Raw genomic sequence first — 26724 nt, 5'->3', positions numbered from 1 at the left:
GCAAGCCCACCCCCACCGTATGTTGAAAATCGAATCCCGCTTCATGGCGACACTCTTTGCGACAGCAGCGCTCGCGTGCCGGATCCCGGCTCACGCCGCCGGGCAGGTCAGCGCGGGAGTCGGCGAGGGCATGAGCGCGGGAGTCGACGCAAAGCCCGACACGCCGCTCTATTCGATCGTGCACGTCGATATCGAGCCGGCCGCCGTCAAGACCGCATTGCCGATCTTGCAGTCGTACGCGAAACAGGCCGAACAAGATCCGGCGGTGCTGCACATCGACGTGTTGCAGCAGGACGGCGCGAAGAATCACTTCACGCTGGTCGAAGTGTTGCGTTCCCCGGCGGCTTACGACACGTTCGTCGAAGAACCCTACGTGAAGGACTTGCGCAACGACCTTCAACCTTTTCTGGGCAGTCCCTTCGACGAGCGCCTGCATCAGGCCGTCGCGGTGCGCTAATCACCGAGGCATCCAACCGAGGCATTCCGGAATGACAAAGCTTTTAGCAAGGCAAGGCCGCGAGCGCCTCATGCAAATCCTTGGCGTCGTGCTGACGGCGAGCAGTGTGGTATTCGCTCTAACGTCCTGTTCCTCTCTCGCGCCGCAGCAGGGCGCGGCCTCTTCCACGACGCAGACAGGTGCATCCATGGTGAAAGTTTTCGCTCCGAGCGGCACGCTGCGCGCGTCGATCAACCTCGGCAATCCGATCCTGGCCAGGCTCGATCCGGCCACCGGTCAGCCGGTCGGCGTCTCGGTCGATCTCGCCACCGAGTTTGCCCGGCGGCTAGGCGTGCCGCTCCAACTGGTTGCGGTCAAATCAGCGGGTGCCTCTGTCGAGAACGTGAATCAGGACAAGGCCGACATCGGGTTCTTCGCGGTCGACCCCAAGCGTGGGCAGGAAATCAGTTTCACGAAACCGTACGTGCTGATCGAAGGTTTCTACATGGTGCGCAACGCGTCGCCGATCACCACCAACGAACAGGTCGATCAACCCGGCGTGACGGTCGCGGTCGGCAAGAACAGCGCCTACGATCTGTTCCTCACGCGTGAACTGAAGCGCGCCACGATCGTACGGATTCCGACTTCGCCCGCCGTCGTGCAGGGTTTTCTGGACCAGCATCTGGACGTCGCGGCGGGCGTCAAACAGCAACTCGAAATGGATGGCGCAAAGGTGGGCGGCTTGCGGCTGCTCGATCAACGCTTCATGGTGATCCGCCAGGCGATGGGCCTGCCCAAGGCGAAGGGCGACGACGCCGCTGCCTATCTCGCGCAGTTCGTCGAGGAAATGAAGGCGTCGGGTTTCGTTGCGCAGTCGCTGGCGCGTCATCACATTGCCGGAGCGGCGGTGGCCAAAGAGAACGATTAGCCGTCGTAGCGCACTACGCCGTGCTCGGCGTCGCGATGCTTTTGCGGGAAACCCGTCATAAGGAGCTTGAAGTCCATGTCTGACACTGTTCAATCGCGCAACGGCGGGCAGATTCTCGTCGACGCGTTGGTCCGCAATGCCGTGGACACGGTCTACTGCGTACCCGGCGAAAGTTATCTCGCGGTGCTCGACGCGTTGCACGACGCGCACGGCATCCGCACCATCGTCACCCGTCACGAAGGCGCCGCGTCGAACATGGCCGACGCGTACGGCAAACTCACCGGGCGCCCTGGCATCTGTTTCGTCACGCGTGGCCCGGGCGCGACGCACGCGGCCAACGGCGTGCACACGGCCCGCGAAGACTCCACGCCGATGATCCTGTTCATCGGTCAGGTCGAACGCGGCTTTATCGGGCGCGGTGCGTTTCAGGAAGTGGACTACCGGCAGATGTTCGGCGGTCTCGCCAAGTGGGTCACGGAGATCGACAGCCTCGAGCGCATTCCGGAAATCGTCGCGAAGGCGTTCAGCATTGCGCTGTCCGGACGTCCGGGGCCGGTGGTGATCAGCTTGCCGGAAGACGTACTGTTCAATGCGGGCGAAGTGGCCGATGCCGCGCCGGTGCGAATTGCGCAGGCCGCGCCGACCGTGGCCGCGATGGCTGAGTTGAAAAGCCTGCTCGACGCCGCGAAGAAACCGCTGGTGGTGCTCGGTGGCACGGGCTGGGATCGCTCCGCGACCGATGCGTTCAAACGCTTCGTCATCGCCAACGATCTGCCGGTGGCGGCGTCGTTCCGTCGTCAGGATCTGTTCGACAACCGCGACTCGCATTACGTCGGGCAACTGGGTCTTGGCATTTCGCCCGCGCTTGCGGATCGCGTGCGCGAAGCCGACCTGCTGCTCGTCGTTGGATCGCGGCTGGCTGAGACGACGTCGTCCGGTTACAGCCTGATCGGGCATCCGGTGCCGCGCCAGACACTGGTGCACGTGCATCCCGATGCTCAGGAACTTGGGCGCGTGTATCAGGCGCATTTGCCGATCAATGCGGGCATGCGCGCGTTCGCCGCGGCGCTCGAAGAACTGGGTGCGTCCGCAACGAACGCTGCAAGACCGTGGCAAGCGTGGACCGCGGCCGCGCGCGCCGACTACGTGAAGCACTCGACGCCGCCTGCTTCGAACCCCGAACTCGCGGGTGTCGATATGGCGAGCGTGGTGTCGCATCTGGACAAGGTGCTGCCCGACGACGCGGTCATCTCCAATGGCGCCGGCAATTACACGGTGTGGGTGCATCGCTTCTACCGTTACCGCACGCCGGGTACCGAACTCGCGCCGACCAACGGCGCGATGGGCTACGGTTTCCCGGCTGCCATTGCGGCGAAGCTGCAGAATCCGCAGCGAACGGTGGTGTGTTTCGCCGGCGACGGCTGCTTCATGATGTATCCGCAGGAACTGGCGACGGCCGTGCAGTTCGGCGCACCGCTCATCGTGATCGTGGTGAACAACGGCATGCTCGGCACCATCCGTATGCATCAGGAACGCGAATACCCGGGCCGCGTGTCGGCGACGCGTCTCGCGAATCCCGACTTCATCGCGCTGGCTAAATCGTTCGGCGCACACGCGGAACGCGTCGAGCGCACGGAAGACTTTCCGGCCGCGTTCGAGCGTGCGCAGCAGGCCGGCGTCGCTGCGCTGATCGAGTTGCGCACCGACCCGCTGCAGATCACACCGATTGCGCGGCTAACCCAGGATTAGCCGCCGCGCGTGAAGGCAGGTTATCTGGAAACCGGCACGCTGCCGGTGGGCGCGGACATCATCCGCTCCACGTACCGCGCAATCAGATCGATCTCCAGATTGACCCGGGTCCCTTCACGCAAATGCTTCAGCGCGGTGACTTCGACCGTGTGCGGAATCAGGTTGATCGAAAATTCGCAGCCGTCGTCGCGGTCCTTCACCGAGTTGACGGTCAGGCTCACGCCATTCACGGTAATCGAGCCTTTGTACGCGAGATAGCGGCCGATCTCGCGCGGCGCCAGCACGCGCAGTTCGTGCGATTCGCCCACCGGCGCAAAATGGGTGACGGTGCCGAGGCCGTCCACGTGACCCGACACGATGTGGCCGCCGAGCCGGTCGTGCGCACGCAGCGCTTTTTCCAGATTGACCTCGCCGATCTCGCCGAGCCCGGCGGTGCAGTTCAAGCTTTCGCGCGACACGTCGACTTCGAACGAGTCGGCGGTCTTGGCCACCACCGTCATGCAGGCGCCCTGAATGGTGATGCTGTCGCCGAGCTGGACGTCGTCCAACTCGAGGCCGCCGGCCTGCACGTTCAGACGCACGCCGGCATCGCCGTCGGTGCCGAGCGGGTTGACTGATTCGATGCGGCCCACTGCCGCGACGATTCCTGTAAACATCGTGCTGATCCTTGTCGTGTGCTTATTTCGTAATGGGAGGCGCGGCGGCATCGGCCTCGGCGGCGGCTGCTGTAGCCGGCACGAAGCGCGCGAGAATCCGCAGATCGTCGCCGATCCGGTCGACCGCATGAAAATTCAGTTTGACACGGGCATCGAGCGTCTCGGGTGCGCTCAGGTTGAACATGCTCATCGAGTCCATGCCGAGCAGACTGGGCGCGAGGTAGACGAGCAATTCGTCGACACAGCCTTCGCGCAGCAGCGAACCGTTCAGCTTGTAGCCCGCTTCCACGTGCAACTCGTTGACACCGCGTTCGCCAAGCGCCTTGAGCATGGCAGGCAGGTCGACCTTGCCCGCCGCATTCGCCATCTGCACGATCTCGGCGCCGCGATCGCGCAGCGCGTTTGCGCGTTCGGTGTGCCGCTCATCGAGATTGCCGCAAAAAATCAACGTCGGTGCGCCGGCCAGAATTTGCGCTTCCGGCGGCACGTCGAGACGACCGTCGACCAGCACGCGTTGCGGTTGACGGGGCGTGTCGATGGCTCGCACCGTCATGCGCGGATCGTCTTCGCGCACCGTGCCGATGCCGGTCAGAATCGCCGAGGCACGGGCGCGCCACGCATGGCCGTCCGCGCGCGCCGCTTCGCCCGTAATCCACTGGCTGATGCCGGACGGCAAACCGGTGCGGCCGTCGAGCGAAGCCGCCACCTTCATCCGTACCCAGGGCCGGCCGCGCGTCATGCGCGACACGAAACCGATGTTCAGTTCGTGGGCTTCCTGCGCCAGCAAACCGCAACGCACTTCGATACCGGCGTCGCGCAGCATCGCGAGACCGCGCCCGGAAACTTGCGGATTCGGATCCTGCATCGCGGCGACCACGCGGCTGACCTGCGCTTCGATCAGCGCGTTCGCACAGGGCGGTGTGCGGCCGAAGTGACTGCACGGTTCCAGCGTGACGTAGGCCGTCGCGCCGCGCAGATCGTGGCCGCGCGAGCGCGCATCCTTCAAGGCGCGCACTTCCGCATGATCCTGACCGGCGGGTTGCGTGAAGCCTTCGCCGATGACCTCGTCGTTCTTGACGAGCACGCAGCCGACGCGCGGATTCGGGTCGGTGGTGTACATGCCGCGTCTCGCCAGAGCTAGCGCGCGTTCCATATGGACAAAATCGGTTTGCGAAAACATCGGTGTCCGGTGGTGGTGGCGGTGGCTGGGCGGGCGCGAATGCCTGGGCGAAGGCCTGTGTGCGTGGTTGCGCGCCTCAGGCCGCGAGCGAAGCGAACGCGCCGCGCGCCGCGTCGATCGTCGCGTCGACGATCGCGTCGTCGTGAGCGATCGACACGAAGCCGGCCTCGTATGCCGACGGCGCGAAATACACGCCCGCGTCGAGCATCTTGTGGAAGAACGCGTTGAAGCGCGGCACGTCGCTTTTCGTGACTTCGGCGAAGCTGGCCGGAACCGACTCGGTGAAATACAGGCCGAACATGCCGCCGAGCGAATCGGCCGCGAACGGCACCGCCGCTTCGTTCGCCACCTTCGCCAGACCTTGCGCGAGGCGCGCGGTGCGTGCGGAAAGTGTTTCGTAGAAGCCGGGCGCCTGGATGAGTTGCAGGGTCTTCAGGCCGGCGGCCACGGCGATCGGATTGCCCGACAGGGTGCCGGCCTGATAGACGCCGCCGAGCGGCGCGAGATGCGCCATGATGTCCCGACGACCGCCGAAGGCCGCGGCCGGCATGCCGCCGCCGATCACCTTGCCCAGACACGTCAGATCCGGCGTGATGCCGTACACCTCTTGCGCACCGCCGAGGGCGACCCGAAAACCGCACATCACTTCGTCGAAAATCAGCACCGAACCATATTCGCTACACAGGCGCCGCAGCGCTTGCAGGAACTCGGGCGTGGCGCGTACCAGATTCATGTTGCCCGCAACCGGTTCGACGATGACCGATGCGATCTCGTTGCCGAAAGCCTTGAACGCCTCTTCGAGTTCGGCGACGTTGTTGTACTCGAGCACCGTGGTGTGCTTCGCGATGTCGACCGGCACGCCCGCCGAGGTCGGGTTGCCGAACGTCAGCAGACCCGAGCCCGCCTTGACCAGCAAGCTGTCCGCGTGACCGTGATAACAGCCTTCGAACTTGACGATGCGACTGCGGTTCGTGAAACCGCGCGCCAGACGCAACGCGCTCATGGTGGCTTCGGTGCCGCTCGACACCATCCGCACCTGTTCGATGGACGGCACCAGCTTGCAGATTTCCTCGGCGATTTCCACTTCCGATTCGGTCGGCGCGCCGAACGAGAAACCGTTGGCCAGCACGCGCTGCACGGCTTCGAGCACTTCGGGATGCACGTGGCCGAGGATCATCGGCCCCCATGAGCCGATGTAGTCGGTATAGCGCTGGCCGTCCGCGTCCCAGAAGTACGGACCTTGCGCGCGTTCGATGAAGCGCGGCGTGCCGCCGACCGAGCGGAATGCGCGCACCGGCGAGTTGACGCCGCCGGGAATCGTGCGCTGCGCGCGTTCGAAGAGGATTTCGTTTTTGGACATGGCGATAGCGGAATAGGGGTTCTGCAGCGACGGAAGCGGCCCGCGGATGACCCGGAGACAGCCCGGGTCGGCCCGGAGAGCCGTGCGTTCCACGCTGGGATGGGTGCGGAAATTGTACCGGAGTCGCGCTGAACGGGTAGCCGCGCGGCCCGCGGGGGTGAGGCGGCGACCGCGGGCGGGAAAGGGCGTTCAGAAGGGGACGGGATTCGATGTCGCTTACAATCGGGCTTTGCTGGTGCAGTTTTCTCCGGCTCACTTCATTGCGCCGTCAACGACGGAGCGGTGCGCCATCTGGATTTCCATGTCTCACGTCGTCACCCGCCGGCCCGATGGCCGGCTGATCCTGTTGCTCGGTGCGCTGGCCGCCTGCGGGCCGATTTCCATCGATATGTATCTGCCGAGCCTGCCGACCATTGCGCAGGCATTTGCGATCAGCGCCGGCCGCGCGCAGACCACGCTCACCAGTTTCATGTTCGGCTTTTCGCTCGGCATGCTCGTTTATGGTCCGCTGTCGGATAGCTATGGACGCCGCCCCGTGTTGCTCGGCGGCATCGTCATGTATGCGATCGCGACCGTTGCCTGCGCGCTGTCGTTCTCGATCGAATCGTTGGTGATATTCCGCTTCGTGCAGGCGCTCGGCGCCGGCGCGGCTTCGGTGCTGGCGCGCGCGATTGCCCGCGATGCGCACAGTCCCACCGACGCCGCCCGCGTGCTGTCGATGCTCGCCATCGTGACGTCGGTCGGGCCGCTGCTCGCGCCGTTGATAGGCGGCCAGTTGCTGCTACTCGGGGGCTGGCGCGTCGTGTTCGTGGCGCTCACGCTGTTCGGCGCCGTGTGCGCCGTCACGGCCTGGCTCAAGGTGCCCGAAACGTGGCCACGCGAGAAGCGGGCGCAATCGGCGTTGGTGAAATCGTTCGGTGCCTATGGCAAGTTGCTGCGCGATCCGGTTGCGTGGGGGCACATGCTGTGCGGCGGAATGGCGTTCGCGTCGATGTTCGCGTACATCACGGCGACACCCTTCGTATATATCGACTATTTCCACGTGTCCGCGCAGCACTACGGGTTCTTCTTTGCGCTGAACATCGCCGGCATCATGTTCGGCAATTTCCTGAATACGCGACTCGTCGGCCGGCTCGGTCCGTTGCCGATTATTTCGGCGGCGGCCACTGTCAGTTGCGTGGCTTCGCTGTTCGTGTGTCTGGTGTCGTTGACCGGATGGGGCGGCCTGTGGTCGATCGTGTTCGGGCTGTTTTTCGTGGTCGGTGTCGTGGGCGTACTGTCCGCCAATTGCACGACCGATCTCATGCATCGCTATCCGCTCAATGCCGGCGCGGCAGCGGCCGTGTTCGGCGCGGTGCAGTTGTCGCTGGGCGCGTTGTCGAGCCTGGCCGTGGGACTGTGGCAAGACGGTTCGCCGAGAGGCATGGGTGTCGTCGTCGGGGTAGCGGGTGTGTTGTGTTACGTCGGGCGGATACTCGTCGTGAAGCTGCACGGAGCGAAGGCGCCGGTTGCGGTTGTGTGACGTCGTTTCAGTACGACCGTGCCGGTCGCGAATGCAGCGCGACTAAGGAAAACACCCGGTGTTGCGTGCGCGCTACCTTGCGTTTCATTTTGCATTGCTATGATGGAGCCACTGTTCCTCGGAGCGGCAATCATGGCGATAAGAGACTTGATGGACGGCGAACGGCAATCTGCTGCATTCGCCGAAGCGCAGAAGCTGGCCGACAGCGGCGCCTATCACGATTACACGGATATCGAATACGTCTTGCGCTTTGATTATGGGTTGTTCGATGTATCGACACTGCTCGATAGTCAGTTGATGCATCGCGATCTGAATCGCCGCTGCGCCGACGCCCGCGAGAAGCTGGATGCGCTGAGCGTGTGACTCGCAGGTGATGGCATGCAGCGTTTTTACCGACGCGCTGCTTTGGCGCCATCACTCCTGGAGTCGCATTCATGGCTGTTAGCCAATCTGAACCGCAATTGCCGCAAACCTCGAATCCCGCTTCGCTAGCGAAGCCGGGTGGTCACTACAGCCATGTCGCGATAGCGAATGGTTTCGCGTTCGTGTCGGGGCAATTACCGATCGATGCGCAAGGCCAAAAGCTCGCGGACGCCTCGTTCGAAGTGCAAGCGGAGCAGGTACTCGCCAATGTTCGCCACGCACTTGAAAGCGCGGGAAGCAGCGTTGCGCAACTGGTACAGGTCCGCGTTTATATTTCCGACATCGACAATTGGCCGAGCTTCAATCAGATCTACGCGCGCTGGGCAGGCGAAGCCCGACCGGCACGCGCGGTGGTGCCGGTCCCGCAATTGCATTACGGATTCAAGATTGAAGTCGAAGCGACCGGGCTGATCTGAACGTCCGATACGGTGGGTGTTGTTGAAACGTATCGGCTATTCAGCCGATACGTACCGTTTAACGATGCCAGCCGCCATGTCCCCCACCGATGCCGATACCTACGTCGACACTCGGCGCCGCGTAGTAGCCGGGTGCATATCCATAGGCTGGCGCGTAGCCATATCCATATCCGGGTGGTGCGACGACGCATCCACCGAGGCCGAGCACGAACAGCGTTGCAAGTAGCAGTCTGAGCATGATTCCTCCTTGTCTTCGAGTTGGAGAAAATCCATGCGACGATCGTTCTACTCGAGATGTGACGGCAAATTACGAAGCGTCGATTAAAGCGGCATCCATTTACAGTTACTTACGTGCGTGCTTTCTGAGTACAAAAAAAAGCCCCGCGAGAAGCGGGGCTGATTCTGCAAAGACAGATTAATGCAGTTGCCTGATGCCCTTAATGGCAGCGATTTTGCCAATGGCCATGCACCTTCACCTTGTGGCAAACCGGATGGTGGTGGTGGTCGTCGGCGAAAGCCGGTGCGACAGCAGTCATGGTGGCGATAACAGCGGCCAGTGCAAGAAGGGCTTTTTTCATGGGAGTTTCCGATTGTGTGGTTATAAAGGCGGACCATCTTAGCATCGCGAACCGCGCATGAGACGTGCTGAGGCGGGTAGAAGTCCTTTGAAAACTGAGAGAGATGTAACGTTATATTCTGGTAAGTTTCGACAGGGTTTTGTTCGCGGCAATGGGTGAAAACCAGACGATTGAAGCGGTCGGATTTATCGGTTGTTTTTTGGCGAGCCAGTAAAAAAGCCCCGTGAGTCTTTTCGACTGACGGGGCTTTGATGATGATCTGGCGGAGGCGGTGAGATTCGAACTCACGGAAGGATCACTCCTTCGCCGGTTTTCAAGACCGGTGCCTTAAACCACTCGGCCACACCTCCAAGCCCTAAATTGTAACCTGAAAAAACCAGCCAGCGAAAGGCAACCCAACTGTAATCACTGCGGATCTTTGAGAAACAGCTCCTGTAGATCGTTCAGGAAGGCTTGACCCAGCGGTGTCGGCGCGATCTTTTCGTGATCGCGTGTGATCAGCCTGCGTCGTTCCGCTTCCTGCAAAGCCGGTTCGATCGATGTCATGGATAAGCCAGTGCGCTCCGCAAACCGATACACCGGAAATCCTTCGACGAGGCGCAGCGAGTTCAGCATGAATTCGAACGGCAGATCGCGCGGCCCGACTTCATGTTCTTCCTGCACGGCGCTACCGGCTCTCGCCTGCTCGATGAACTTCGTCGGGTGCTTGTAGCGCACCTGCCGCAACACGCGGTTCGGGAACGACAGTTTGGTATGTGCGCCCGCACCGATGCCAAGATAGTCGCCGAAGCGCCAGTAATTCAGATTGTGCTTGCTTTGCCGATGCGGCTGCGCGTACGCGGACACTTCGTAGTGTTCGTACCCAGCGGCTGCGCTGCGTTCGTGAATCCAGTCCTGCATATCGGCGGAGGCGTCGTCGTCGGGCAACGCGGGCGGAAAGCGGGCGAACAGCGTGTTCGGTTCGAGTGTGAGGTGGTACAGCGAAAGATGCGGCGGCGCGAATGACAGCGCAGTTTCCACGTCCGCCTGGCATTCGGCCAGCGTTTGTCCCGGCAGCGCGTACATCAGGTCAAGGTTGAAATTGTCGAACGTGGTCGCGGCCACTTCGACGGCGTGGCGTGCTTGTGTCGCGTCGTGAATACGGCCGAGCGCCTTGAGATGCGCTTCGTTGAAACTCTGAATCCCGACCGACAGACGATTCACGCCGCTCGCGCGAAACTGCGCGAACTTCGCGGCTTCGAACGTGCCGGGGTTGGCCTCCAGTGTGATCTCGGCATCTGCGTCGAGCGGCAGCAGCGCTCGTACGTCGGACAGCATGCGATCGAGTCCGGCCGCGGAGAGCAGGCTCGGCGTGCCGCCACCGATGAACACCGTATGCACCTGGCGTCCCCATACGAGCGGCAACGCCATCTCGAGGTCGGCGCGCAACGCGTCGAGATACTCCGTTTCCGGGAAGCTATCGCCTTTCCATTCATGCGAATTGAAATCGCAATACGGGCACTTACGCACGCACCACGGGAAATGCACGTAGAGCGAGAGCGGCGGCAGCGACGTCAAACGAATACTGCCCGGCGACGTGAACGCCTTGACGACACCGTTGCCGATGTCCGCGGGCGTCGGCTTGATCGGAATCACGCGTCCTCCGAGAGGCGCGCGAGCAGTTGCCGCAACGCCATCGCGCGATGGCTGCTGGCGTTTTTCACCGCGGGTTCGAGTTCCGCGGCGCTCGCGCCCAGGGCGGGCAGGAAGAAGTACGGGTCGTAACCGAAACCATGCTCGCCGCGCGGTGCGTCGAGCATCTCTCCATGCCAGCGACCTTCGGCGATAAGCGGCTCAGGGTCTTCCGGATGACGCACCAGTGCTAGCACGCAGTAGTAATACGCCCGGCGGTCGGATGCGCCTTGCAACGCGGAGACTAAATGGGTGTTGTTCGCCGCATCGCTTTTCTCACCGCCGGCCAGTTGCGCGTAGCGCGCCGAATAAACACCCGGTGCGCCGTTCAGGATGCGTACGCACAGGCCTGAGTCGTCGGCGAGAGCGGGCAGGCCGGTGAGTCGCGCGGCGTGGCGCGCCTTCGTCAATGCGTTCTCGACGAACGTGGGGTACGGCTCTTCCGCTTCCGGCACATTCAGCGCGCCTTGTGCGATCAGCTCGATGCCGGCGGCGTCGAGCAACGCCGCAAACTCGCGCAGCTTGCCTGCGTTGTTGGACGCCAGCACGACTTTCTTCAACGGCGACGTCGAAGAAGTTGATGGCGATACCGCGGGTGATGCCGCGGTTGATGCCGCGGTGGATGCCGGCAAGGCCGCTTTGAAACCCGCCTCCGGCTCTGTCGCGCCGCTGTTTCGTCCGGCCTCACTCACCCTGTTGCTCCAACGCGGCTTTCTGCAGGCCGATTAGCGTATTGATGCCGTCGCTCGCCAGATCGAGCAGCGAATTCATTTCGTCGCGCGAGAACGGCACGCCTTCGGCCGTGCCCTGGATTTCGACGAAGCCGCCGGCGCCCGTCATCACGACGTTCATGTCGGTATCGCATTGCGAGTCTTCGGCGTAGTCGAGGTCGAGGACCGGCAGACCGTTGTACACACCGACAGAAATAGCCGCCACGTAATTGCTGATAGGCGAGGCGGCGATGCGGCCGCTTGCCAGCAGTTTCGACACCGCATCGTGCGCGGCGACGAAGGCGCCGGTGATGCTCGCGGTGCGCGTGCCACCGTCGGCCTGAATGACGTCGCAGTCGATATGCAGCGTGCGCGCGCCGAGTTTCTCGAGGTCGAACACCGAGCGCAGCGCGCGGCCGATCAGCCGCTGGATTTCCTGCGTGCGACCCGTTTGCTTGCCACGGGCGGCTTCGCGGTCGCTGCGGGTGTGCGTGGCGCGCGGCAGCATGCCGTATTCGGCGGTGAGCCAGCCTTGACCGCGGTCGCGCAGGAAAGACGGCACGCTCTCGGCGATGCTGGCCGTGCAGATGACCTTGGTGTCGCCGAATTCGACCAGCACCGAGCCCTCCGCGTGCTTCGTGTAATGGCGGGTGATGCGCACGTCGCGCAACTGGTTCGCCAGGCGGCCGCTGGGGCGTTGGTTGGTGTCGGTCATGGGGGATGGGTCTGGAAGAGCAGGAGGAAAACCGGATTTTACAGCCGATCGTGCCCGGCGACTCCCACCCGATACAGGGGGGCGGCACGGGGACCAGTCGGCAAAAATGGGATAATAAGAATTCACCGCCTCGCGTCTCGTACACGCCAGGCGCTTGGACTCTCCGGCCATCGTCGAACGCATGGCCACAATCGCGAGAAATACAATGATCTACAGCATGACTGGCTATGCGAGCGCCACGCGCGAACTCGTCGCGGCCTCCGGCACCGGTGGCGTGAGCGTATCCGTCGAACTGCGCACGGTGAACTCGCGCTTTCTCGATCTGAATTTCCGCATGCCCGAAGACGTGCGGGTCTGCGAACCGACGCTGCGCGAAATGATCATGAACAAGCTGTCGCGCGGCAAGGTCGATATCCGTATCAATCTGCAACGCAGCGAGCAGTCGGCCAATGCCGGTTCCATCAATCGCGACGCGTTGAGCCAGTTGGCGCTGCTGGAGCGCACGGTGCTGTCGACTTTCCCGGAAGCCGGCCGTCTGCGCACCGGTGAAATCCTGCGCTGGCCGGGCGTGCTGGCCGAGAGCGGCGTTGCGCCCGAGGTGCTGCGCGACGCGGTGCTGGCTTGCGGCAAGCAGGCCATCGTCGACCTGATCGACGTGCGGGCCCGCGAAGGTGCGCAACTCGCGACCATGCTGCTCGCCAACGTCACCGAGATGGAAGCGATCGTCACGAAAATCACGCCCCTCGTGCCGGAACTGATTGCAAAGCATCAGCAGAAAATCGTCGAACGTCTGCAGGAAGCGCTCGGCATTGCCGCGCCGGATTCGGCCGCCGGCACAACCGGGTCGACCGTCTCGCGAGACGAAGTCAACGAACGGATTCGCCAGGAAGTGACGATGTACGGCATCCGTATCGACATCGCCGAAGAATTGTCGCGCCTCACCGCGCATCTGAACGAAACGCGCCATGTCATCGAGAAGGGCGGCAAGGTCGGCAAGCGTCTGGACTTCATGATGCAGGAACTGAATCGCGAAGCGAACACGCTCGGCTCGAAGGCGGCGGCCAAGGAACTGGCGGATTCGTCGATGACCCTGAAGCTGCTCATCGAACAGATGCGCGAGCAGGTCCAAAACCTCGAGTAAGCCGGAGCACCCCGAACATGACCGATTCCCCACGCGACCACGGCGCCTCGCGCAATCCCTACGCCGGCGCTTATCCCGGCAACCTGTTCATGGTCGTCGCGCCGTCCGGCGCGGGCAAGTCGACGCTGGTGAACGCACTGCTCGCCGGCGACGACGCGATCCGTCTGTCGATTTCGTACACGACGCGGCCACCCCGTCCGAAGGAGCAGGACGGCGAGCATTATCACTTCACGACCGTCGACGATTTCATGCAGCGGCACGATGCCGGCGAGTTTCTGGAAAGCGCCGAAGTGCACGGGAATTACTATGGCACCTCGCGCGTCTGGATCGAGCAGCAGATGAAGAACGGCCATGACGTGCTGCTCGAAATCGACTGGCAAGGCGCGCAGCAGGTAAAGAAACAGTTTCACAACGCAGTGGAAATTTTCATTCTGCCGCCTTCGCTCGAGGCGCTCGAAGAGCGTTTGAAAAAGCGTGGCCAGGACGAGCCGAATGTCATTACGCGTCGTCTGCTCGCAGCCGGTAGCGAGATGGCGCATGCGGCCGAAGCGGAATACGTGGTGATCAACGAGAACTTCGACCGTGCGCTCGGCGAACTGCAATGTCTCGTGGCGGCAACGCGTTCACGGTTCGCGTCGCAATACGCGCGCCACACGCAGCTTTTCGTGCAGCTGGGCATTCATCTGCCGCACGCGTGAACGCGGCGGTGTGTCGAGCACATAAGGTAGAATAAGCAACATACTGAGAAGGAACCCATCATGGCCCGCATTACCGTCGAAGACTGCCTCAAACAGATCCCGAATCGTTTCGAACTCGCACTTGCTGCAACCTATCGCGCGCGTCAGCTCGCACAAGGTCATACGCCGAAAATCGAAAGCCGCGACAAGCCCACCGTCGTCGCACTGCGCGAAATCGCAGCAGGCCAGGTCGGTGTCGAAATGTTGAAGAAGGTGCCCGTTTAATTCACATCGTTCTGTATTGGTTGCCGCGCGCGTTTGCCACACTTCTGGCTTTTATCTGAGTCACCGCGCGGTGTGATCGATCCGGATCATTGCATCAACGTGCCGAACGGCGTCCAACCCCAACCGCTACGGAGGCGAACATGAGTGCGACCCCGCCCACCGCCACGGAAGTGGAACACGACGCCGACTCGCCATCATCAGCACGTAAATACATCGACGCGGTCCTCGAACAGTCGTTTCGACATCTGTTCGGACCTACCGCCACGCCGGAGCAGCCACGCCGGCACGACGTCGTTTCAATCTCCAAGCTGACCTCCGTCCTCGCCGGCTATCTGCAGCCGGAAGAGATCAAGGACATCAAGGCAGCGTTTCACTTCAGCGACGAAGCCCATCTGGGCCAGTATCGTCAGAGCGGCGAACCCTACATCACGCACCCGGTAGCCGTAGCCGAAATCTGCGCCGGCTGGAACCTCGACGCCCAGGCGTTGATGGCGGCGCTGCTGCACGACGTGATGGAAGACCAGGGTGTGACCAAGGCCGAACTCGCCGAGCGATTCGGCGCGAAGGTTGCGGAACTGGTCGACGGCTTGTCGAAGCTCGACAAGATGGAGTTTCGAAATCGCGAAGAGGCGCAGGCGGAAAATTTCCGCAAGATGCTGCTGGCGATGGCCCGCGACGTCCGCGTCATTCTGGTGAAGCTCGCCGACCGGCTGCACAACATGCGCACACTCGGCGCCGTGCCACCGGAAAAACGCCGCCGTGTGGCGCGCGAGACGCTCGACATTTACGCGCCTATCGCTCACCGTCTCGGCCTGAACAACACCTATCGCGAACTGCAGGACCTGAGCTTCGCGAACTTCAACCCGCATCGGTACGCCACGCTCGAAAAAGCCGTCAAGGCGGCGCGCGGCAACCGGCGCGAGGTGGTCGGCAAGATTCTGGAGTCGGTGCAGCGCGCGATAGCCGACGCGAAACTCGACGCGGAAGTCACCGGCCGCGAAAAGACCATCTTCAGCATTTACAAGAAGATGCGCGACAAGCAACTGTCGTTCTCGCAGGTTCTCGACGTGTACGGTTTCCGCGTGGTGGTCGAGAGCGCGCTGGAGTGCTACACCTGCATCGGTGCGCTACATGCGTTGTACAAGCCCGTGCCGGGCAAGTTCAAGGATTACATCGCCATTCCGAAGGTGAACGGGTATCAGTCGCTGCATACCACGCTGGTCGGCCCGTTCGGCGCGCCCATCGAGTTTCAGGTTCGCACGCGCAAGATGCACGAGATCGCGGAAGCGGGCGTGGCGGCGCACTGGCTGTACAAGAACGGCGGCGCCGACCTGAACGACGTGCAAAAACGTGCGCATCAGTGGCTCAAGTCGTTGCTCGACATCCAGAGCGAAGCGGGCGATTCGAGCGAATTCCTCGAACACGTGAAGATCGATCTGTTCCCGGATGCGGTCTACGTGTTCACGCCGAAGTCGAAAATCATGGCGTTGCCGCGCGGCGCCACCGCTCTCGATTTCGCGTATTCGATTCACAGCGACCTGGGTAACCAGTGCGTCGCCGTGAAAATCAACAACGAACTGCTGCCGCTGCGGACCGAGCTGAAGAGCGGCGATATCGTCGAAGTCATCACGGCGCCTTATTCGAAGCCGAATCCCGCATGGCTCGGCTTCGTGCGCAGCGGCAAGGCGCGCTCGGCGATTCGCCATTATCTGAAGACCATGCGGCTGAACGAGTCGGTTCAACTCGGTGAGCGTCTGGTAGATCAGTCGCTCAAGGGTTATGGTCTGGCGTTGTCGGATGTCACGCCGGAAGCGTGGGAAAAGCTCGTGCAGTGGACGGGTAACAAGAACCGTCAGGAAATTTTCGCGGACATCGGCTTGGGCCGGCGCGTGGCTGCCGTCATGGCCAAGCGCATCGAGGTGCTGATGAGCGGGCGCGATGCCGACGACGACGGCTCGCGTTCCGAAAACGGCTTACCGCATGCACCGCCGGTGGTCATCACCGGTACCGAGGGTATGTCGGTGCAGCTGTCCGCATGCTGCCGTCCGATTCCTGGCGACGACATCATGGGTTATATCGGCATTGGTCTCGGCATGGCCATCCACACGACCGACTGCCGTGTCGCACAACGCATTCACCGGCGCGATCCGGGCCGCTGGATCGACGTGGCGTGGGCGCCGCAGCCTGGACGTCTGTTCGACGTGGCCGTCAAGGTGCTCGTCAAGAATACCAAGGGCGTGTTTGCGCGCGTGGCAGCCGACATCACGTCGGCGGACGCGAACATCGTCCACATTGCGATGGACGAAGACCTGTCGCAGGAATCCACCGTGTTGCGTTTCGTCATTCAGGTGAGCGACCGCGTTCATCTGGCGAATGTCATGCGGCGCGTGCGGACGAATCCCGATGTGATGCGGATCGCTCGCGAACGACCGAGCGAAGAAGGGCATCATCGGCACGACGGCGGCATGCGGATCGATCGCGAACGCGCCGATTACTGATAGGGCAGTGGGCCGCGGATTATCTGCGGCTTGCTGCTCCGATCTACGCCGGCGGTTCGTGCCTGCGGTTCACGCGTGGCACACGCGTGGCATCTTCGTCACCGCGAATCTGAACGCCGGTACCGCGCGCGAGTCTCACCTGAACCTCAGGGAGAACATAGATGAACGTAGCCGACCTCACCGGCGTGGCGCTCGATTACTGGGTCGCCCGCAGCCTGCACGATTTCGTGCGCGAAATCCACTTTACCGATAGCGGCGAAACCGTCTCGGTTCGCGGCAACGATCGCGGACGTGCATGGGACGGTCGCTTTACGCCCTCCAGTTCCTGGGAGGCGGCTGCCTCGGTGCTGGAGCGGGCGCAGCGTCTCGAAGTGCGGGAGCGCAGCGCTCACGGCGCAGCGCATTGCATCGCGGAATTCGACGGGGGTCATCGGACAGTGGAAGGGCGTGGCGATTCGCTGCGTGTGGCGCTATTGCGTGCGTTCGTCGAGAGCCGCTTTGGCGACCAGGTGGACGAAGTGCTGCGCGAGTCGCAGGCGTTGGTCGGGGAGCAGGCGGAGCCGATTGGCGAGCAATCGGCGGGCGGGCCGCTCGGCGATCTGCCGAGCCCGGATGGTCAGATCGGCGATATTCAGTCGCCGCCACGATAAAACGTGCGGGGAAAACAAAAAGGGCCTTCCGGTTGGAAGGCCCTCGATAAGTGGTGCGGCTGGCAGGATTCGAACCCACGACCCCTTGGTTCGTAGCCAAGTACTCTATCCAACTGAGCTACAGCCGCACGTAAAACGGGTGATGCTTTTTTAAACGATGCACGCGCCGTTAAAACCACGCATGCGATAAATCCGGATGAAACTTAGGCAAAACATAAGGGCCTCCCGGGAGGGAGGCCCTCGAATAAGTGGTGCGGCTGGCAGGATTCGAACCCACGACCCCTTGGTTCGTAGCCAAGTACTCTATCCAACTGAGCTACAGCCGCACGCAGAAACGAGATTATAGCAAAGCTTTTGAAAAAGGGAAGCATGTCGCCGCGATTTGTCTGGCGGTCCGGATCGTGTACCCTGCACAGGCAGCCGCTTGCTGCGGCTAACGGACCAACACACCAACATGAACAAGGCCTTTGTCAAAGAGTCGAGTGAAGAGAACGACGACGATCTCGACATCGCCCAGCCGGACATCCCCGCTGGCACGAAAAACTACATTACGCCTGCCGGCCACCGCCGCATGCGCGATGAACTGCTGCGCCTGATCGACGTCGACCGGCCCGAGGTGGTCAAGCTCGTTTCGTGGGCCGCCTCGAACGGCGATCGCTCCGAAAACGGCGACTACATCTACGGTAAGCGGCGCTTGCGTGAAATCGATCGACGCATCCGCTTCCTGACCAAGCGTCTCGATCTGGCCGAGGTCGTCGACAGCAGCAAACAGGAGAACGTCGACCAGGTGTTTTTCGGCGCAACCGTCCAGTACGCAACCGAAGATGGCGAGGAGCATACGGTGACGATCGTCGGTGTCGACGAGGTCGATCTGGACATTGGCTATGTGAGCTGGATCTCGCCGATCGCGCGGGCCTTACTCAAGGCGAAAATCGGCGATTCGGTGACCTTGTACACACCGGCTGGACCGCAGGCCATCGATCTGCTCGACGTCAAATATCCCGCGCCTGATAACGGCGGGTGAATCCGCTTTCGACAGCCGTGCTGCGCGCGACAATCTGCAAATAAAAAAAGCGCCGCAATGCGGCGCTTTGCATACCACGACTACGAAGTCGCTTAGAAGCGGTGACGCAAACCTGCGGTAACCGCGATTTGCTTGTTGTTGCCCGACGCACCCAGACCGTTGATATCGGCATCCACGATCGCGTTTTCGTTGAGCTGCTGATATTCGCCTTGCAGATACACGTCCGTCCGCTTGGACAACGCGTAGGCCGTTTGCAGGTTGAACTGGTTCCAGTGCGGACGCGTGCCGGCGAGGCTCGCACGCGTGTACGTGTACGAACCGGCGATGCTGACTGCCGGCGTCAATGCATAGCGGGCGTTGGCTTCGAAATTCTGGAAGTGCGCGCTGTTGTCGGCGAAACCAATGCCTCCCGTCTGACCCGAAGCCCCCGCGCCGATACCGGCCAGGCTCGACAGATTGGTTTGCGAGTACACGACGCCGACCGTTGCCGGGCCGAACGCGTAATTCGCGCCGGCGCCCCACGTTTGCTGACGACCGGCGAAGAACGTGTTGTCGCTCGACACCGCGCCACCCGAGTTGAATGCCGCGGCGGCGCCGGTTGCGCCGTTGCTGTTCAATTGCAGGTACGCGGCAGCGACGTTCAATCCGCCGAAGGTGTACGACGCGCCCGCGCTGTACGCGCGGTTGTTGGCGAAGCCGTCAGCCTGATTCGAGAACCCATACAGACCGCCGAACTTGAGGCCGCCGTAGTTGACGCTCTGATATTTGATCGAATTGTTGACGCGGAACGAGTTGTTCAGGTTGTCGTTATCGAACGGATGGGCAAACTCGGTTCCGCCGTATTGCGTGCCGGTCAGCGCCAGCGGGCCCACGTAGTCGACCATGCTGTCGTATTGACGGCCGAGCGTGACGGAGCCGAACTGATCGCTTGCCAGACCGACGAATGCCTGACGGCCAAATTCGCGGCCGCCTTGCTTGAGCGTGCCGTCGTTAATGCCGAAGCCGTTTTCCAATGTGAAGATGGCCTTGAGTCCGCCACCCAGGTCTTCGGATCCGCGCAAGCCCCAGCGGCTGCCGTTCACCGATCCGCTGGTCTCCTGCCAGTTGCTATGGCCGTGCTGATTGTTCGTGTAGGTGATGCCGGCGTCGATCAGGCCATACAGCGTGACGCTGCTTTGCGCATGAGCCGCCGTTGCACAGATGCCCGTCAGGGCCGTAACGATAAGCGTCTTTTTCATTCTGCAACTCCGAAGCGAAAAGGGATTGACCCAAGAGGTTTGAACCGAGGCGGTGCGGAAACCTTCGGTGGCCCTGATGCAGTGATTCGCTCGAGCCCTGCGCTGAAAAGCCGCGGCGGTTTCCGGATAGGCAGAGTGTAGAGAGGCGCCTCGAGAACCGGATATTCCGATTTTCGCAATAAAGAATTACAGCAGAAGAAATAGCGGGGAAATGCCGTGTAAGCCTTATGAATAAAGGCTTTCGGCCTGATCTTGGGGAATTGACGAGCGTGTCAACAGATTGACGTTGTTCATTCGCGACAGTAATCGACGCAAAATTTCAACGCAACGAATCAAAAAAAGAAAGATTGTTGCCGCGATGGAAATAGATGTTTGTTAATTGTGTGAATAATAGAAAAAGCAGAAGCCCTTATACTGCGGCTTCTGCTTTTCGAAGCGGACTTTTTCGTTGACGAAAAAGATCTCCAAACCTTTGTCGGCGCGACTCCCCAGTCGCGCTTTTTTTTCGTCCGCGGTTCTTGCTTTGGGAGGCTGGGCTAGTGCGCCGGCACGGCGCGCGCAGCCTCGCTCCACTCGTCGAGCGTCGGAACGCTCCAGTCTTCCATTACGTAGCGACGGGCGTCCATGGGCGACGACAGCAGGTTTTGCCAGTGATCGCCATGCCACATCGGATCGAATTCAAAGAGTGAAGCTGCGGCCGGAGCAGGTGCAGCCAGCGCGGATTTCGCCCGCGTTGCGGTAAGCCGGTTGAAAAGGTAGCGGAATGGATTGAGCAACATGGCAATCTCCTTGAGCGCGTCGGACCTTTCAATAGCGATCATGCGGTTAATAATGCGGCGCAACAACCCGGACAAACACTTACTAAAATCAGATTTTGTTACATTTTAATCGGGGCGCAAAGAGAAATTATTGCTGATTAATCAGTTTCTATTAAATCCGTCCGAGTAATCCTGACTGGGTGAATTGAATGCCAGGATCCGGGTGGCCAGTCGTTTATTTGTCCGATTATCTATTTGAAGTGATTTGCCATTCGTCGCCAGATGCGCGTGCGCCTGGCCGATTCCCCCACGCAGCCCGCGTCAGCACGAGCCTTCTGGTGCATACTTGCCGCCAAGTCATCTGCCCAAAAGTCTTCCTCTCCATGTCTGAACAGTTTTTGCCGGAACCGGCGCTGGATGTACCAATTGTCTTCGTCGATCTCGAAACTACCGGCGGCTCGACCAGCGAGCACCGTATTACCGAAGTCGGCGTGGTCGAAGTCGGGCCGGCCGGCGTATCGCGCTGGAGCAGCCTGGTCGATCCGCAGCAGCCGATCCCGTCGTTCATCCAGCAACTCACCGGTATCACGAACGCGATGGTGCGCGGCGCGCCGACTTTCGACGCGATCGCGCCCGCGCTTTTCGAGCGTCTGAACGGCAAGTTGTTTATCGCGCACAACGCGAGCTTCGATCGCGGATTCCTGCGTAGCGAGTTCCGCCGCGTCGGACTGGCGTTCGATCCGGACGTGCTGTGCACCGTGCGTCTTTCCCGCGCGCTGTTTCCGGCCGAAAAGCGTCATGGACTGGACGCGCTAGTGGAGCGCCACGCGCTGGTTCCGTCCGATCGCCACCGCGCGCTCGCCGATGCCGATCTGATCTGGCAGTTCTGGCAGCGTCTGCATGGGCTCGTGCCGCTGGAGGTGTTGCGCGCGCAAATCGAGCGCACCACGCGTCGCTACCGGCTGGCGGGCGATATCACGGAAGAAATGCTCGACACCGCGCCCGCCGGTTGCGGCGTGTACGCGTTTTATGGCGAAGAGGATCTACCGCTATACGTCGGACGCAGCGTACGTGTGCGTCAACGGTTGCGCGCGCATCTGACCGGCGAGCGCCGCTCGTCGAAAGACGTGCGGCTCGCGCAACTCGTGCGACGCGTCGAGTGGCGCGCAACGGGCGGCGAGTTGGGCGCCATGCTCGCCGAGGCGCAGTGGATAGCCACGCTGCGCCCCGGCCACAACCGCGTGCCGCGCAAGTCGAAGAGCGATCCGCTGGAGGCGCCGTGGCCGTTCGACGGCCCGATTGCTTTCGAGGAGCGCGAGGAGGCGTCGCAGTCGCGCGCTTTTCACGTCGTCGATCGCTGGTGCTATCTCGGCCACGCGCCTTCGCTCGGGCAGGCCGCCGAGTTGCATGCATCGAGCGTCGTCGGATTATTCGAGCTCGCCACGTTTCGCCTGTTGCAAAGCCATCTCTCACGGGGTTTGCGCGTGATGCCGTTGAGCCTGTCGATCGGCGCGGCGTCACCGAGCCTCGCCTGATCGCTTCTTTCTGATATCGCGACTGCGCGCTAGCCGGTCGCGCCTACACCGCCCGATTCGCAGACGTGCTGAAGCGCGTGCGTCAACGCTTTCGTCTGCGTCGAGTCATAGCGGGTCAACGATTGCCAGTTGGCCAGCGACTGCGCAACCCGCGACGGACAATCCGGTGTCTCCCGCAAAGCTTGCACCCGCGTGAGGCCCGCGATCAGCGATTGCGTGAGTCGATCCAGTTGCGGCCGGGTGCCGATAGCGAGGTCAGGCGGCGACCCTTCGGGTGGCTGCGCGCTGTGCCATCGGTCGAACAGCGCCTGCTGTATTTCCTTGCCGGCGTCGATCTGATCGCGGAAAAAAGCCCGCGCGAATGCTGGATCGAGATTGGCCGCCGCCGCGCGCTTACCCACATCCGTCAACAGTTCGTTTTCGCGCGGCGTATCGGTGATGGGTTTGTGGTTAGCCCACTTCCAGCGTGCCACCGGTTCCGCGAGCGCGAGGCGCTGCGCCGCCAGCGCGACCAGATTGGTCAGGGCGGTGTCGTCACCATCGGCATAGGCAATAGCTGGTGTGAGCGTGAAGGTGGCAAGCGCGGCAAATGACACGAGCGCGCAGGAAGCGGCGACGCGAAACGAACGATTCATGGAAGCTGGGTAACCGAGGGGTGTGAGGAAGGATAGAAGGCTAACCGACCTGGGCCCGGTATGTGCGAAAGCGCGTGATTGAAGCGACGCGCCGGTCAGGGTCGACTAAAGGTCAAATGGATGTCAACTAAAGGTCAGCTAGTAGTCGAGGTCAGCTAGCGGTCGACCAAACGTGCGGACGCAAACAAGCCGGGCCGTGCGCATAACGCGCGGCCCGGCTTGTCATTGCTGCGGTGCGAAGACGGCTGATTACTTCGGCTCGCAAGACTTACGTTGCTCGTCGAAGAAGGCGCGGACATGCTCAGGCAGTTCCGCACCTAAAAATTCGACGCCAGCGGGTTCCGGATCCGGGCAGAAAACTTTATCCGGGGTCGGAATCTTCGTTGGTTTTGCATCCATGATTTTCTCCTTGACTGACCGATTATCTGCCTCGGTCCCCGTTTTAGACCAGCGCCCATTGTGAGCGTCGGGTTCTTTGTTGCTTTAACGGCACAGGCCGACTTTCATTCAATTTGTTTTAATAAAATTCTTCGGGTCTTCGGCGACAGTTCGTGTGAATTGCGACCGTTTTGCGAGTCATAGATCCTCCACGAACGCTCAATCAGCCTTGATACATCGGGCTTTCCGACTTCTACCCGCTAATCGGAGCAGAGTGGAGAAACCCTTCGCGTCGACACAAAAAGATCATCGGTGATTTGTGCGCTGCCGCATCGGAAGGATTTTCTTCGTCTATATACCTGTCGAGTGTGAATTACCGATCTATTCAAAACCGACAGCAAAGTCGAGCTTAATTTTTCGTAAACGATTCAGAAGCTCGATTCGTTGACGAGTAAAAGAACTTTTTAATTTGCGTACGGTGTGTGTGGATCCGCACTGACTGGAAATCACTGAATGTTCAGCTTCGGCCGCAGATAGTTCGCCGTACGGCTGTCCGCAGCGAGCGCAACTTCGGCGGGCCGGCCGCTCGCGACGATGGTGCCGCCGGCATCGCCCGCACCCGGACCCACGTCGATGATCCAATCGCTTTGCGCGGCCACCCGCATGTCGTGCTCGACCACGACCACGGTGTTGCCGGCGTCGACGAGCCCCTGAAGTTGCACCATCAAGCGGTCGACGTCCGCGGGATGCAGCCCCGTAGTCGGTTCATCGAGGATATACAGCGTGTCGCCACGCTGCGCACGCTGCAGTTCCGTCGCGAGCTTGATGCGCTGCGCCTCGCCGCCTGACAACTCGGTGGCGGGCTGGCCGAGCCGCAAATAACCTAGACCGATGTCGCGCAGCACACTCAGCGCACGCATCACGCTGACTTCACCAGCAAAGAAATTGCAGGCGGCGTCGACGGTCAGATTTAGCACGTCGGCGATGGTCTTATCGCGCCATGTCACCTCCAGCGTCTCTGCGTTATACCGGCTGCCATGACAGGTCGAGCAGGGCGCATACACACTCGGCAGGAACAGCAGCTCCACGCTGACGAATCCTTCGCCTTCGCAGGTCGGACAGCGTCCTTGCGCAACGTTGAATGAAAACCGGCCCGCGCCATAGCGACGCTTGCGCGCAAGCGGCGTATCGGCGAACAGCTTGCGCACGTGGTCGAACAGCCCGGTGTACGTCGCGAGATTGGAGCGCGGCGTGCGTCCAATCGGCTTCTGGTCGACGCGCACGAGACGGCGAAGCGCGTCCATGCCTTCTGCGATATGGCCGCCGGTCGGCACCGTCGCCGTGGCGAGCAGCGGGTCCTGCTCGTCTTCGTCGTTCGTGTCGAAAGTTTTTCCCAAGCCGTGCGCGACCAGTTCGGGCAACGCCTGACTCACGAGGCTAGACTTCCCCGAGCCCGACACGCCCGTCACGGCCGTCAGGCAGCCAAGTGGAAACGCGACGTTCACGCCACGCAAATTGTTGCGTGTGATGTCCGCGAGCTTGAGCCAACCTGCCGGCTCACGTGGCTGACGCGCCTCGCGCGCTGACGCCGACGCGAACAGATGCTTACGCGTCTCCGACGCCTCGACCTGCTCGAGTCCCGCAGGCGGCCCGCTATACACGATATGTCCGCCTGCCTCGCCCGCTGCCGGCCCGACATCGACGAGCCAGTCGGCACGCCGCATCGTCTCCAGATCGTGTTCGACGACGAACAGCGAATTGCCCGCCGCCTTCAATTCCTGCAACGCGCTGAACAACGCCTCGCCATCGGCGGGATGCAGGCCGGCCGATGGCTCGTCGAGTACATAGACGACGCCGAATAGTTGCGACGACAACTGCGTCGCCAGCCTCAGCCGCTGCAATTCGCCCGACGACAGCGTCGGCGTGCTGCGTTCGAGCGCGAGATAACCGAGACCGAGGTCGATCAACGTGGTGAGCCGCTCCAGCAATTCAGCTGCGATGCGCTGGGCCGCGACGAGTTTCTCAGCGGACAGATTCGGCGTGCGCCTCACGTCGGGCGACGCGCGGTGCGCCGAGCCGCCCGCGGCAACCCGTTTGTCCACCGCAGTTTGTCTCGCGTGACGATCGAGCACGCCGCCCTTCGCCGGCATCGTCGCGGTGGAGGCCGGCCATTCGCCGCGCGCGATCGGCTCGAGCGTGGCGGCGAGCGTGGCAATCGGCAACTGTGAGAACTCGCCGATATCGAGTCCGGCGAAAAGGACCGACAGCGCTTCCTTCTTGAGTCGTTTGCCGTGACAGGTCGAACAGACGCTGCCGACCATGTACTGAGAGACGCGCTTCTTCATCAACGCGCTCTGGGTGTTCGCGAACGTATGCAACACGTAGCGACGTGCGCCGGTGAAAGTCCCCTGATAGCTGGGCTCGTCCTTGCGCTTCAGTGCGGCGCGGGTTTCCTTCGGCGTGAATCCGGCGTACACGGGCACGGTCGGCTGTTCGTCGGTAAACAGAATCCAGTCGCGGTCTTTCTTCGGCAGGTCGCGCCAGGGCGTGTCGACGTCGTAGCCGAGCGTCACCAGGATGTCGCGCAGATTCTGTCCATGCCAGGCAGGCGGCCACGCGGCGATGGCGCGCTCGCGGATGGTCAGTGAATCGTCCGGGACCATCGAGCGTTCGGTGACTTCATACACGCGACCGAGTCCGTGGCAGGTCGGACATGCGCCTTGCACGGTATTGGGCGAAAAATCTTCGGCGAACAGCATCGCCTGTTTGGGCGGATAGTCGCCGGTGCGCGAATAGAGCATGCGCACGAGGCTCGACAAGGTCGTCACGCTGCCGACCGAAGACCGTGCGCTCGGCGTGCCGCGTTGCTGCTGCAGAGCGACGGCCGGCGGCAAGCCTTCGATCGCATCGACCTCCGGCACGCCGACCTGGTCGATCAGACGTCTTGCGTAGGGCGCGACGGATTCGAAGTACCGCCGCTGTGCTTCGGCATACAAGGTGCCGAACGCCAGCGACGATTTGCCCGAGCCCGACACGCCGGTGAATACGACCAGCGCGTCGCGCGGAATCTGTACGTCGACGTTCTTCAGGTTGTGTTCGCGCGCGCCGCGCACGCGCACGAAGCCGGTAGGCGAGGGCGCGTCGGTGAGCGTTGAGGTCGTGTGGGCTTTGCGGCGAGTGGCGTCCATGGCAGTCGATCGATGACGGCGCGTGGCCCGTCGGATGAAGATGATGCCGATGGGTTTGCACGTAGCATGCCCGGGTCGGAAACGTTGCCGTGTGTTTTTTATCGTGCGCTGGCCAACGGAACGCTAGCCGGTAGCGCGGAAGATAACAATCTTCGTCTCACGGAGAGTTGCTCATGGAAAACGCCGTCTACTGGAATGGGCGTCAAGTCGGAATCGAATCCGCCGGCCGGATTTTGTGGTTCACTTCGGCGCCGCAAGAGGCCATTGCCGCTTATGGTCGTCCGCAGGTCGATAACGGCGCTCTGGTCGCCGATCCTGTGATCGCTCGCAATCTTTTGAAGACAGCGCCTTAAGCGCGCCTGGCAGAATCGCG

Annotated in this window: 27 protein-coding genes and 3 tRNA genes; 14 read left to right on the top strand and 16 right to left on the bottom strand. The window is 61.9% G+C overall.

Going from position 1 to position 26724, the window contains the following annotated elements; all coding sequences use genetic code 11:
- The first annotated feature begins 43 nt into the window (after positions 1-43).
- From FQ746_RS22655 to FQ746_RS22645, 3 genes are all read left to right on the top strand, one after another.
- Positions 44-457: a putative quinol monooxygenase gene (locus FQ746_RS22655; RefSeq protein WP_144111869.1), complete on the top strand. Its 414-nt coding sequence runs from the start codon at positions 44-46 to the stop codon at positions 455-457.
- A gap of 187 nt (positions 458-644) precedes the next feature.
- The gene (locus tag FQ746_RS22650; RefSeq protein ID WP_260854149.1) at positions 645-1364 is read left to right on the top strand and encodes an ABC transporter substrate-binding protein; all 720 of its coding nucleotides are present in this window, start codon (positions 645-647) and stop codon (positions 1362-1364) included.
- 75 nt (positions 1365-1439) lie between these two features.
- Complete coding sequence (locus tag FQ746_RS22645) at positions 1440-3113, top strand: thiamine pyrophosphate-binding protein (RefSeq protein ID WP_144111867.1); 1674 nt, start codon at positions 1440-1442, stop codon at positions 3111-3113.
- 20 nt (positions 3114-3133) lie between these two features.
- Here the strand turns inward: FQ746_RS22645 and FQ746_RS22640 are convergent, their stop codons facing one another.
- The 3 genes from FQ746_RS22640 to hemL all read right to left on the bottom strand — a co-directional run bounded on the left by FQ746_RS22640 (position 3134) and on the right by hemL (position 6309).
- On the bottom strand, positions 3134-3769 hold the full coding sequence (locus tag FQ746_RS22640) for a riboflavin synthase (RefSeq protein ID WP_144111866.1): 636 nt from the start codon (positions 3767-3769) through the stop codon (positions 3134-3136).
- Positions 3770-3791: 22 nt separating this feature from the next.
- A complete protein-coding gene (gene ribD / locus FQ746_RS22635; RefSeq protein ID WP_144111865.1) occupies positions 3792-4949 on the bottom strand; it encodes a bifunctional diaminohydroxyphosphoribosylaminopyrimidine deaminase/5-amino-6-(5-phosphoribosylamino)uracil reductase RibD in 1158 nt (385 codons plus the stop codon).
- Positions 4950-5025: 76 nt separating this feature from the next.
- Entirely contained in the window at positions 5026-6309 is a 1284-nt protein-coding gene (gene hemL / locus FQ746_RS22630) for a glutamate-1-semialdehyde 2,1-aminomutase (protein WP_144111864.1), read from the bottom strand.
- Positions 6310-6610: 301 nt separating this feature from the next.
- On the opposite strand from hemL, the gene FQ746_RS22625 reads away from it, so the two are divergent.
- The 3 genes from FQ746_RS22625 (at position 6611) to FQ746_RS22615 (ending at position 8670) form a co-directional block, all read left to right on the top strand.
- Positions 6611-7831, top strand: a complete 1221-nt coding sequence (locus tag FQ746_RS22625) for a Bcr/CflA family multidrug efflux MFS transporter (protein ID WP_144111863.1) — start codon at positions 6611-6613, stop codon at positions 7829-7831.
- Positions 7832-7963: 132 nt separating this feature from the next.
- Entirely contained in the window at positions 7964-8194 is a 231-nt protein-coding gene (locus FQ746_RS22620) for a hypothetical protein (protein WP_144111862.1), read from the top strand.
- Positions 8195-8265: 71 nt separating this feature from the next.
- Complete coding sequence (locus FQ746_RS22615; protein ID WP_144111861.1) at positions 8266-8670, top strand: RidA family protein; 405 nt, start codon at positions 8266-8268, stop codon at positions 8668-8670.
- Positions 8671-8728: 58 nt separating this feature from the next.
- Here the strand turns inward: FQ746_RS22615 and FQ746_RS22610 are convergent, their stop codons facing one another.
- The 6 genes from FQ746_RS22610 to rph form a co-directional block, all read right to left on the bottom strand.
- On the bottom strand, positions 8729-8908 hold the full coding sequence (locus FQ746_RS22610; protein WP_144111860.1) for a hypothetical protein: 180 nt from the start codon (positions 8906-8908) through the stop codon (positions 8729-8731).
- A 199-nt stretch (positions 8909-9107) separates the two neighbouring features.
- A complete protein-coding gene (locus tag FQ746_RS34855; protein ID WP_186310811.1) occupies positions 9108-9248 on the bottom strand; it encodes a hypothetical protein in 141 nt (46 codons plus the stop codon).
- Positions 9249-9508: 260 nt separating this feature from the next.
- A tRNA-Ser gene (locus FQ746_RS22605) sits at positions 9509-9598 on the bottom strand.
- Between the two features lie 55 nt (positions 9599-9653).
- Positions 9654-10883, bottom strand: coding sequence for a radical SAM family heme chaperone HemW (gene hemW / locus FQ746_RS22600; RefSeq protein ID WP_144111859.1), 1230 nt, complete (start codon positions 10881-10883; stop codon positions 9654-9656).
- Positions 10880-11479, bottom strand: coding sequence for an RdgB/HAM1 family non-canonical purine NTP pyrophosphatase (gene rdgB, locus FQ746_RS22595; RefSeq protein ID WP_260854137.1), 600 nt, complete (start codon positions 11477-11479; stop codon positions 10880-10882). The genes hemW and rdgB overlap by 4 nt, the downstream gene beginning before the upstream one ends.
- A gap of 124 nt (positions 11480-11603) precedes the next feature.
- Complete coding sequence (gene rph, locus FQ746_RS22590; RefSeq protein WP_144111858.1) at positions 11604-12344, bottom strand: ribonuclease PH; 741 nt, start codon at positions 12342-12344, stop codon at positions 11604-11606.
- A gap of 205 nt (positions 12345-12549) precedes the next feature.
- Between rph and FQ746_RS22585 the strand changes: the two genes are divergently transcribed.
- From FQ746_RS22585 to FQ746_RS22565, 5 genes are all read left to right on the top strand, one after another.
- Positions 12550-13485: a YicC/YloC family endoribonuclease gene (locus FQ746_RS22585; RefSeq protein WP_144111857.1), complete on the top strand. Its 936-nt coding sequence runs from the start codon at positions 12550-12552 to the stop codon at positions 13483-13485.
- A gap of 17 nt (positions 13486-13502) precedes the next feature.
- The gene (gene gmk / locus FQ746_RS22580) at positions 13503-14183 is read left to right on the top strand and encodes a guanylate kinase (protein ID WP_144111856.1); all 681 of its coding nucleotides are present in this window, start codon (positions 13503-13505) and stop codon (positions 14181-14183) included.
- 60 nt (positions 14184-14243) lie between these two features.
- Entirely contained in the window at positions 14244-14447 is a 204-nt protein-coding gene (gene rpoZ, locus FQ746_RS22575; protein ID WP_006025620.1) for a DNA-directed RNA polymerase subunit omega, read from the top strand.
- A gap of 140 nt (positions 14448-14587) precedes the next feature.
- Positions 14588-16945, top strand: coding sequence for a RelA/SpoT family protein (locus tag FQ746_RS22570; protein WP_144111855.1), 2358 nt, complete (start codon positions 14588-14590; stop codon positions 16943-16945).
- A gap of 161 nt (positions 16946-17106) precedes the next feature.
- On the top strand, positions 17107-17595 hold the full coding sequence (locus tag FQ746_RS22565; RefSeq protein ID WP_144111854.1) for a phage protein NinX family protein: 489 nt from the start codon (positions 17107-17109) through the stop codon (positions 17593-17595).
- A gap of 51 nt (positions 17596-17646) precedes the next feature.
- Here FQ746_RS22565 and FQ746_RS22560 read toward each other — a convergent pair.
- Together FQ746_RS22560 and FQ746_RS22555 are read right to left on the bottom strand one after the other, a co-directional pair.
- Positions 17647-17723: transfer RNA gene (locus tag FQ746_RS22560), tRNA-Arg, on the bottom strand.
- Between the two features lie 121 nt (positions 17724-17844).
- Positions 17845-17921: transfer RNA gene (locus tag FQ746_RS22555), tRNA-Arg, on the bottom strand.
- Positions 17922-18049: 128 nt separating this feature from the next.
- Between FQ746_RS22555 and greB the strand changes: the two genes are divergently transcribed.
- Positions 18050-18619 (top strand): transcription elongation factor GreB, encoded by a 570-nt coding sequence (gene greB, locus FQ746_RS22550; protein ID WP_144111853.1) that lies wholly within the window; start codon positions 18050-18052, stop codon positions 18617-18619.
- Between the two features lie 92 nt (positions 18620-18711).
- Here the strand turns inward: greB and FQ746_RS22545 are convergent, their stop codons facing one another.
- Positions 18712-19857, bottom strand: coding sequence for a porin (locus FQ746_RS22545; RefSeq protein ID WP_144111852.1), 1146 nt, complete (start codon positions 19855-19857; stop codon positions 18712-18714).
- A gap of 536 nt (positions 19858-20393) precedes the next feature.
- Positions 20394-20633: a hypothetical protein gene (locus tag FQ746_RS22540; RefSeq protein ID WP_409932421.1), complete on the bottom strand. Its 240-nt coding sequence runs from the start codon at positions 20631-20633 to the stop codon at positions 20394-20396.
- A gap of 365 nt (positions 20634-20998) precedes the next feature.
- Between FQ746_RS22540 and FQ746_RS22535 the strand changes: the two genes are divergently transcribed.
- Positions 20999-22150 (top strand): exonuclease domain-containing protein, encoded by a 1152-nt coding sequence (locus FQ746_RS22535; protein ID WP_144111850.1) that lies wholly within the window; start codon positions 20999-21001, stop codon positions 22148-22150.
- 29 nt (positions 22151-22179) lie between these two features.
- On the opposite strand, the gene FQ746_RS22530 is transcribed toward FQ746_RS22535, so the two are convergent.
- The 3 genes from FQ746_RS22530 to FQ746_RS22525 all read right to left on the bottom strand — a co-directional run bounded on the left by FQ746_RS22530 (position 22180) and on the right by FQ746_RS22525 (position 26351).
- The gene (locus FQ746_RS22530; protein ID WP_144111849.1) at positions 22180-22785 is read right to left on the bottom strand and encodes a chorismate mutase; all 606 of its coding nucleotides are present in this window, start codon (positions 22783-22785) and stop codon (positions 22180-22182) included.
- A gap of 249 nt (positions 22786-23034) precedes the next feature.
- A complete protein-coding gene (locus FQ746_RS34850; protein ID WP_186310810.1) occupies positions 23035-23184 on the bottom strand; it encodes a hypothetical protein in 150 nt (49 codons plus the stop codon).
- Between the two features lie 485 nt (positions 23185-23669).
- Positions 23670-26351 (bottom strand): excinuclease ABC subunit UvrA, encoded by a 2682-nt coding sequence (locus tag FQ746_RS22525; protein ID WP_144111848.1) that lies wholly within the window; start codon positions 26349-26351, stop codon positions 23670-23672.
- A 173-nt stretch (positions 26352-26524) separates the two neighbouring features.
- On the opposite strand from FQ746_RS22525, the gene FQ746_RS22520 reads away from it, so the two are divergent.
- Positions 26525-26704, top strand: a complete 180-nt coding sequence (locus tag FQ746_RS22520; protein WP_144111847.1) for a hypothetical protein — start codon at positions 26525-26527, stop codon at positions 26702-26704.
- Positions 26705-26724 lie beyond the last annotated feature (20 nt).

It is taken from the genome of Paraburkholderia sp. BCC1886, assembly GCF_900996245.1.
Taxonomy (GTDB): domain Bacteria; phylum Pseudomonadota; class Gammaproteobacteria; order Burkholderiales; family Burkholderiaceae; genus Paraburkholderia.
Note: the sequence above shows the minus strand (reverse complement) of the source record. Positions and strands in the feature narration are given on the sequence as shown.

What these genes read in the sequence shown, in the direction of transcription:
- greB (WP_144111853.1), top strand. Translation starts at nt 18,050, where the DNA reads ATGAACAAGGCCTTTGTCAAAGAGTCGAGTGAAGAGAACGACGACGAT.
- FQ746_RS22625 (WP_144111863.1), top strand. Translation starts at nt 6,611, where the DNA reads ATGTCTCACGTCGTCACCCGCCGGCCCGATGGCCGGCTGATCCTGTTG.
- FQ746_RS22570 (WP_144111855.1), top strand. Translation starts at nt 14,588, where the DNA reads ATGAGTGCGACCCCGCCCACCGCCACGGAAGTGGAACACGACGCCGAC.
- FQ746_RS22615 (WP_144111861.1), top strand. Translation starts at nt 8,266, where the DNA reads ATGGCTGTTAGCCAATCTGAACCGCAATTGCCGCAAACCTCGAATCCC.
- FQ746_RS22565 (WP_144111854.1), top strand. Translation starts at nt 17,107, where the DNA reads ATGAACGTAGCCGACCTCACCGGCGTGGCGCTCGATTACTGGGTCGCC.
- FQ746_RS34850 (WP_186310810.1), bottom strand. Translation starts at nt 23,184, where the DNA reads ATGGATGCAAAACCAACGAAGATTCCGACCCCGGATAAAGTTTTCTGC.
- FQ746_RS22655 (WP_144111869.1), top strand. Translation starts at nt 44, where the DNA reads ATGGCGACACTCTTTGCGACAGCAGCGCTCGCGTGCCGGATCCCGGCT.
- FQ746_RS22535 (WP_144111850.1), top strand. Translation starts at nt 20,999, where the DNA reads ATGTCTGAACAGTTTTTGCCGGAACCGGCGCTGGATGTACCAATTGTC.
- FQ746_RS22530 (WP_144111849.1), bottom strand. Translation starts at nt 22,785, where the DNA reads ATGAATCGTTCGTTTCGCGTCGCCGCTTCCTGCGCGCTCGTGTCATTT.
- FQ746_RS22645 (WP_144111867.1), top strand. Translation starts at nt 1,440, where the DNA reads ATGTCTGACACTGTTCAATCGCGCAACGGCGGGCAGATTCTCGTCGAC.
- ribD (WP_144111865.1), bottom strand. Translation starts at nt 4,949, where the DNA reads ATGTTTTCGCAAACCGATTTTGTCCATATGGAACGCGCGCTAGCTCTG.
- rpoZ (WP_006025620.1), top strand. Translation starts at nt 14,244, where the DNA reads ATGGCCCGCATTACCGTCGAAGACTGCCTCAAACAGATCCCGAATCGT.
- FQ746_RS22525 (WP_144111848.1), bottom strand. Translation starts at nt 26,351, where the DNA reads ATGGACGCCACTCGCCGCAAAGCCCACACGACCTCAACGCTCACCGAC.
- rph (WP_144111858.1), bottom strand. Translation starts at nt 12,344, where the DNA reads ATGACCGACACCAACCAACGCCCCAGCGGCCGCCTGGCGAACCAGTTG.
- FQ746_RS22640 (WP_144111866.1), bottom strand. Translation starts at nt 3,769, where the DNA reads ATGTTTACAGGAATCGTCGCGGCAGTGGGCCGCATCGAATCAGTCAAC.
- FQ746_RS22545 (WP_144111852.1), bottom strand. Translation starts at nt 19,857, where the DNA reads ATGAAAAAGACGCTTATCGTTACGGCCCTGACGGGCATCTGTGCAACG.
- FQ746_RS22620 (WP_144111862.1), top strand. Translation starts at nt 7,964, where the DNA reads ATGGCGATAAGAGACTTGATGGACGGCGAACGGCAATCTGCTGCATTC.
- FQ746_RS22585 (WP_144111857.1), top strand. Translation starts at nt 12,550, where the DNA reads ATGATCTACAGCATGACTGGCTATGCGAGCGCCACGCGCGAACTCGTC.
- hemL (WP_144111864.1), bottom strand. Translation starts at nt 6,309, where the DNA reads ATGTCCAAAAACGAAATCCTCTTCGAACGCGCGCAGCGCACGATTCCC.
- FQ746_RS22520 (WP_144111847.1), top strand. Translation starts at nt 26,525, where the DNA reads ATGGAAAACGCCGTCTACTGGAATGGGCGTCAAGTCGGAATCGAATCC.
- FQ746_RS22650 (WP_260854149.1), top strand. Translation starts at nt 645, where the DNA reads ATGGTGAAAGTTTTCGCTCCGAGCGGCACGCTGCGCGCGTCGATCAAC.
- FQ746_RS22610 (WP_144111860.1), bottom strand. Translation starts at nt 8,908, where the DNA reads ATGCTCAGACTGCTACTTGCAACGCTGTTCGTGCTCGGCCTCGGTGGA.
- gmk (WP_144111856.1), top strand. Translation starts at nt 13,503, where the DNA reads ATGACCGATTCCCCACGCGACCACGGCGCCTCGCGCAATCCCTACGCC.
- FQ746_RS34855 (WP_186310811.1), bottom strand. Translation starts at nt 9,248, where the DNA reads ATGAAAAAAGCCCTTCTTGCACTGGCCGCTGTTATCGCCACCATGACT.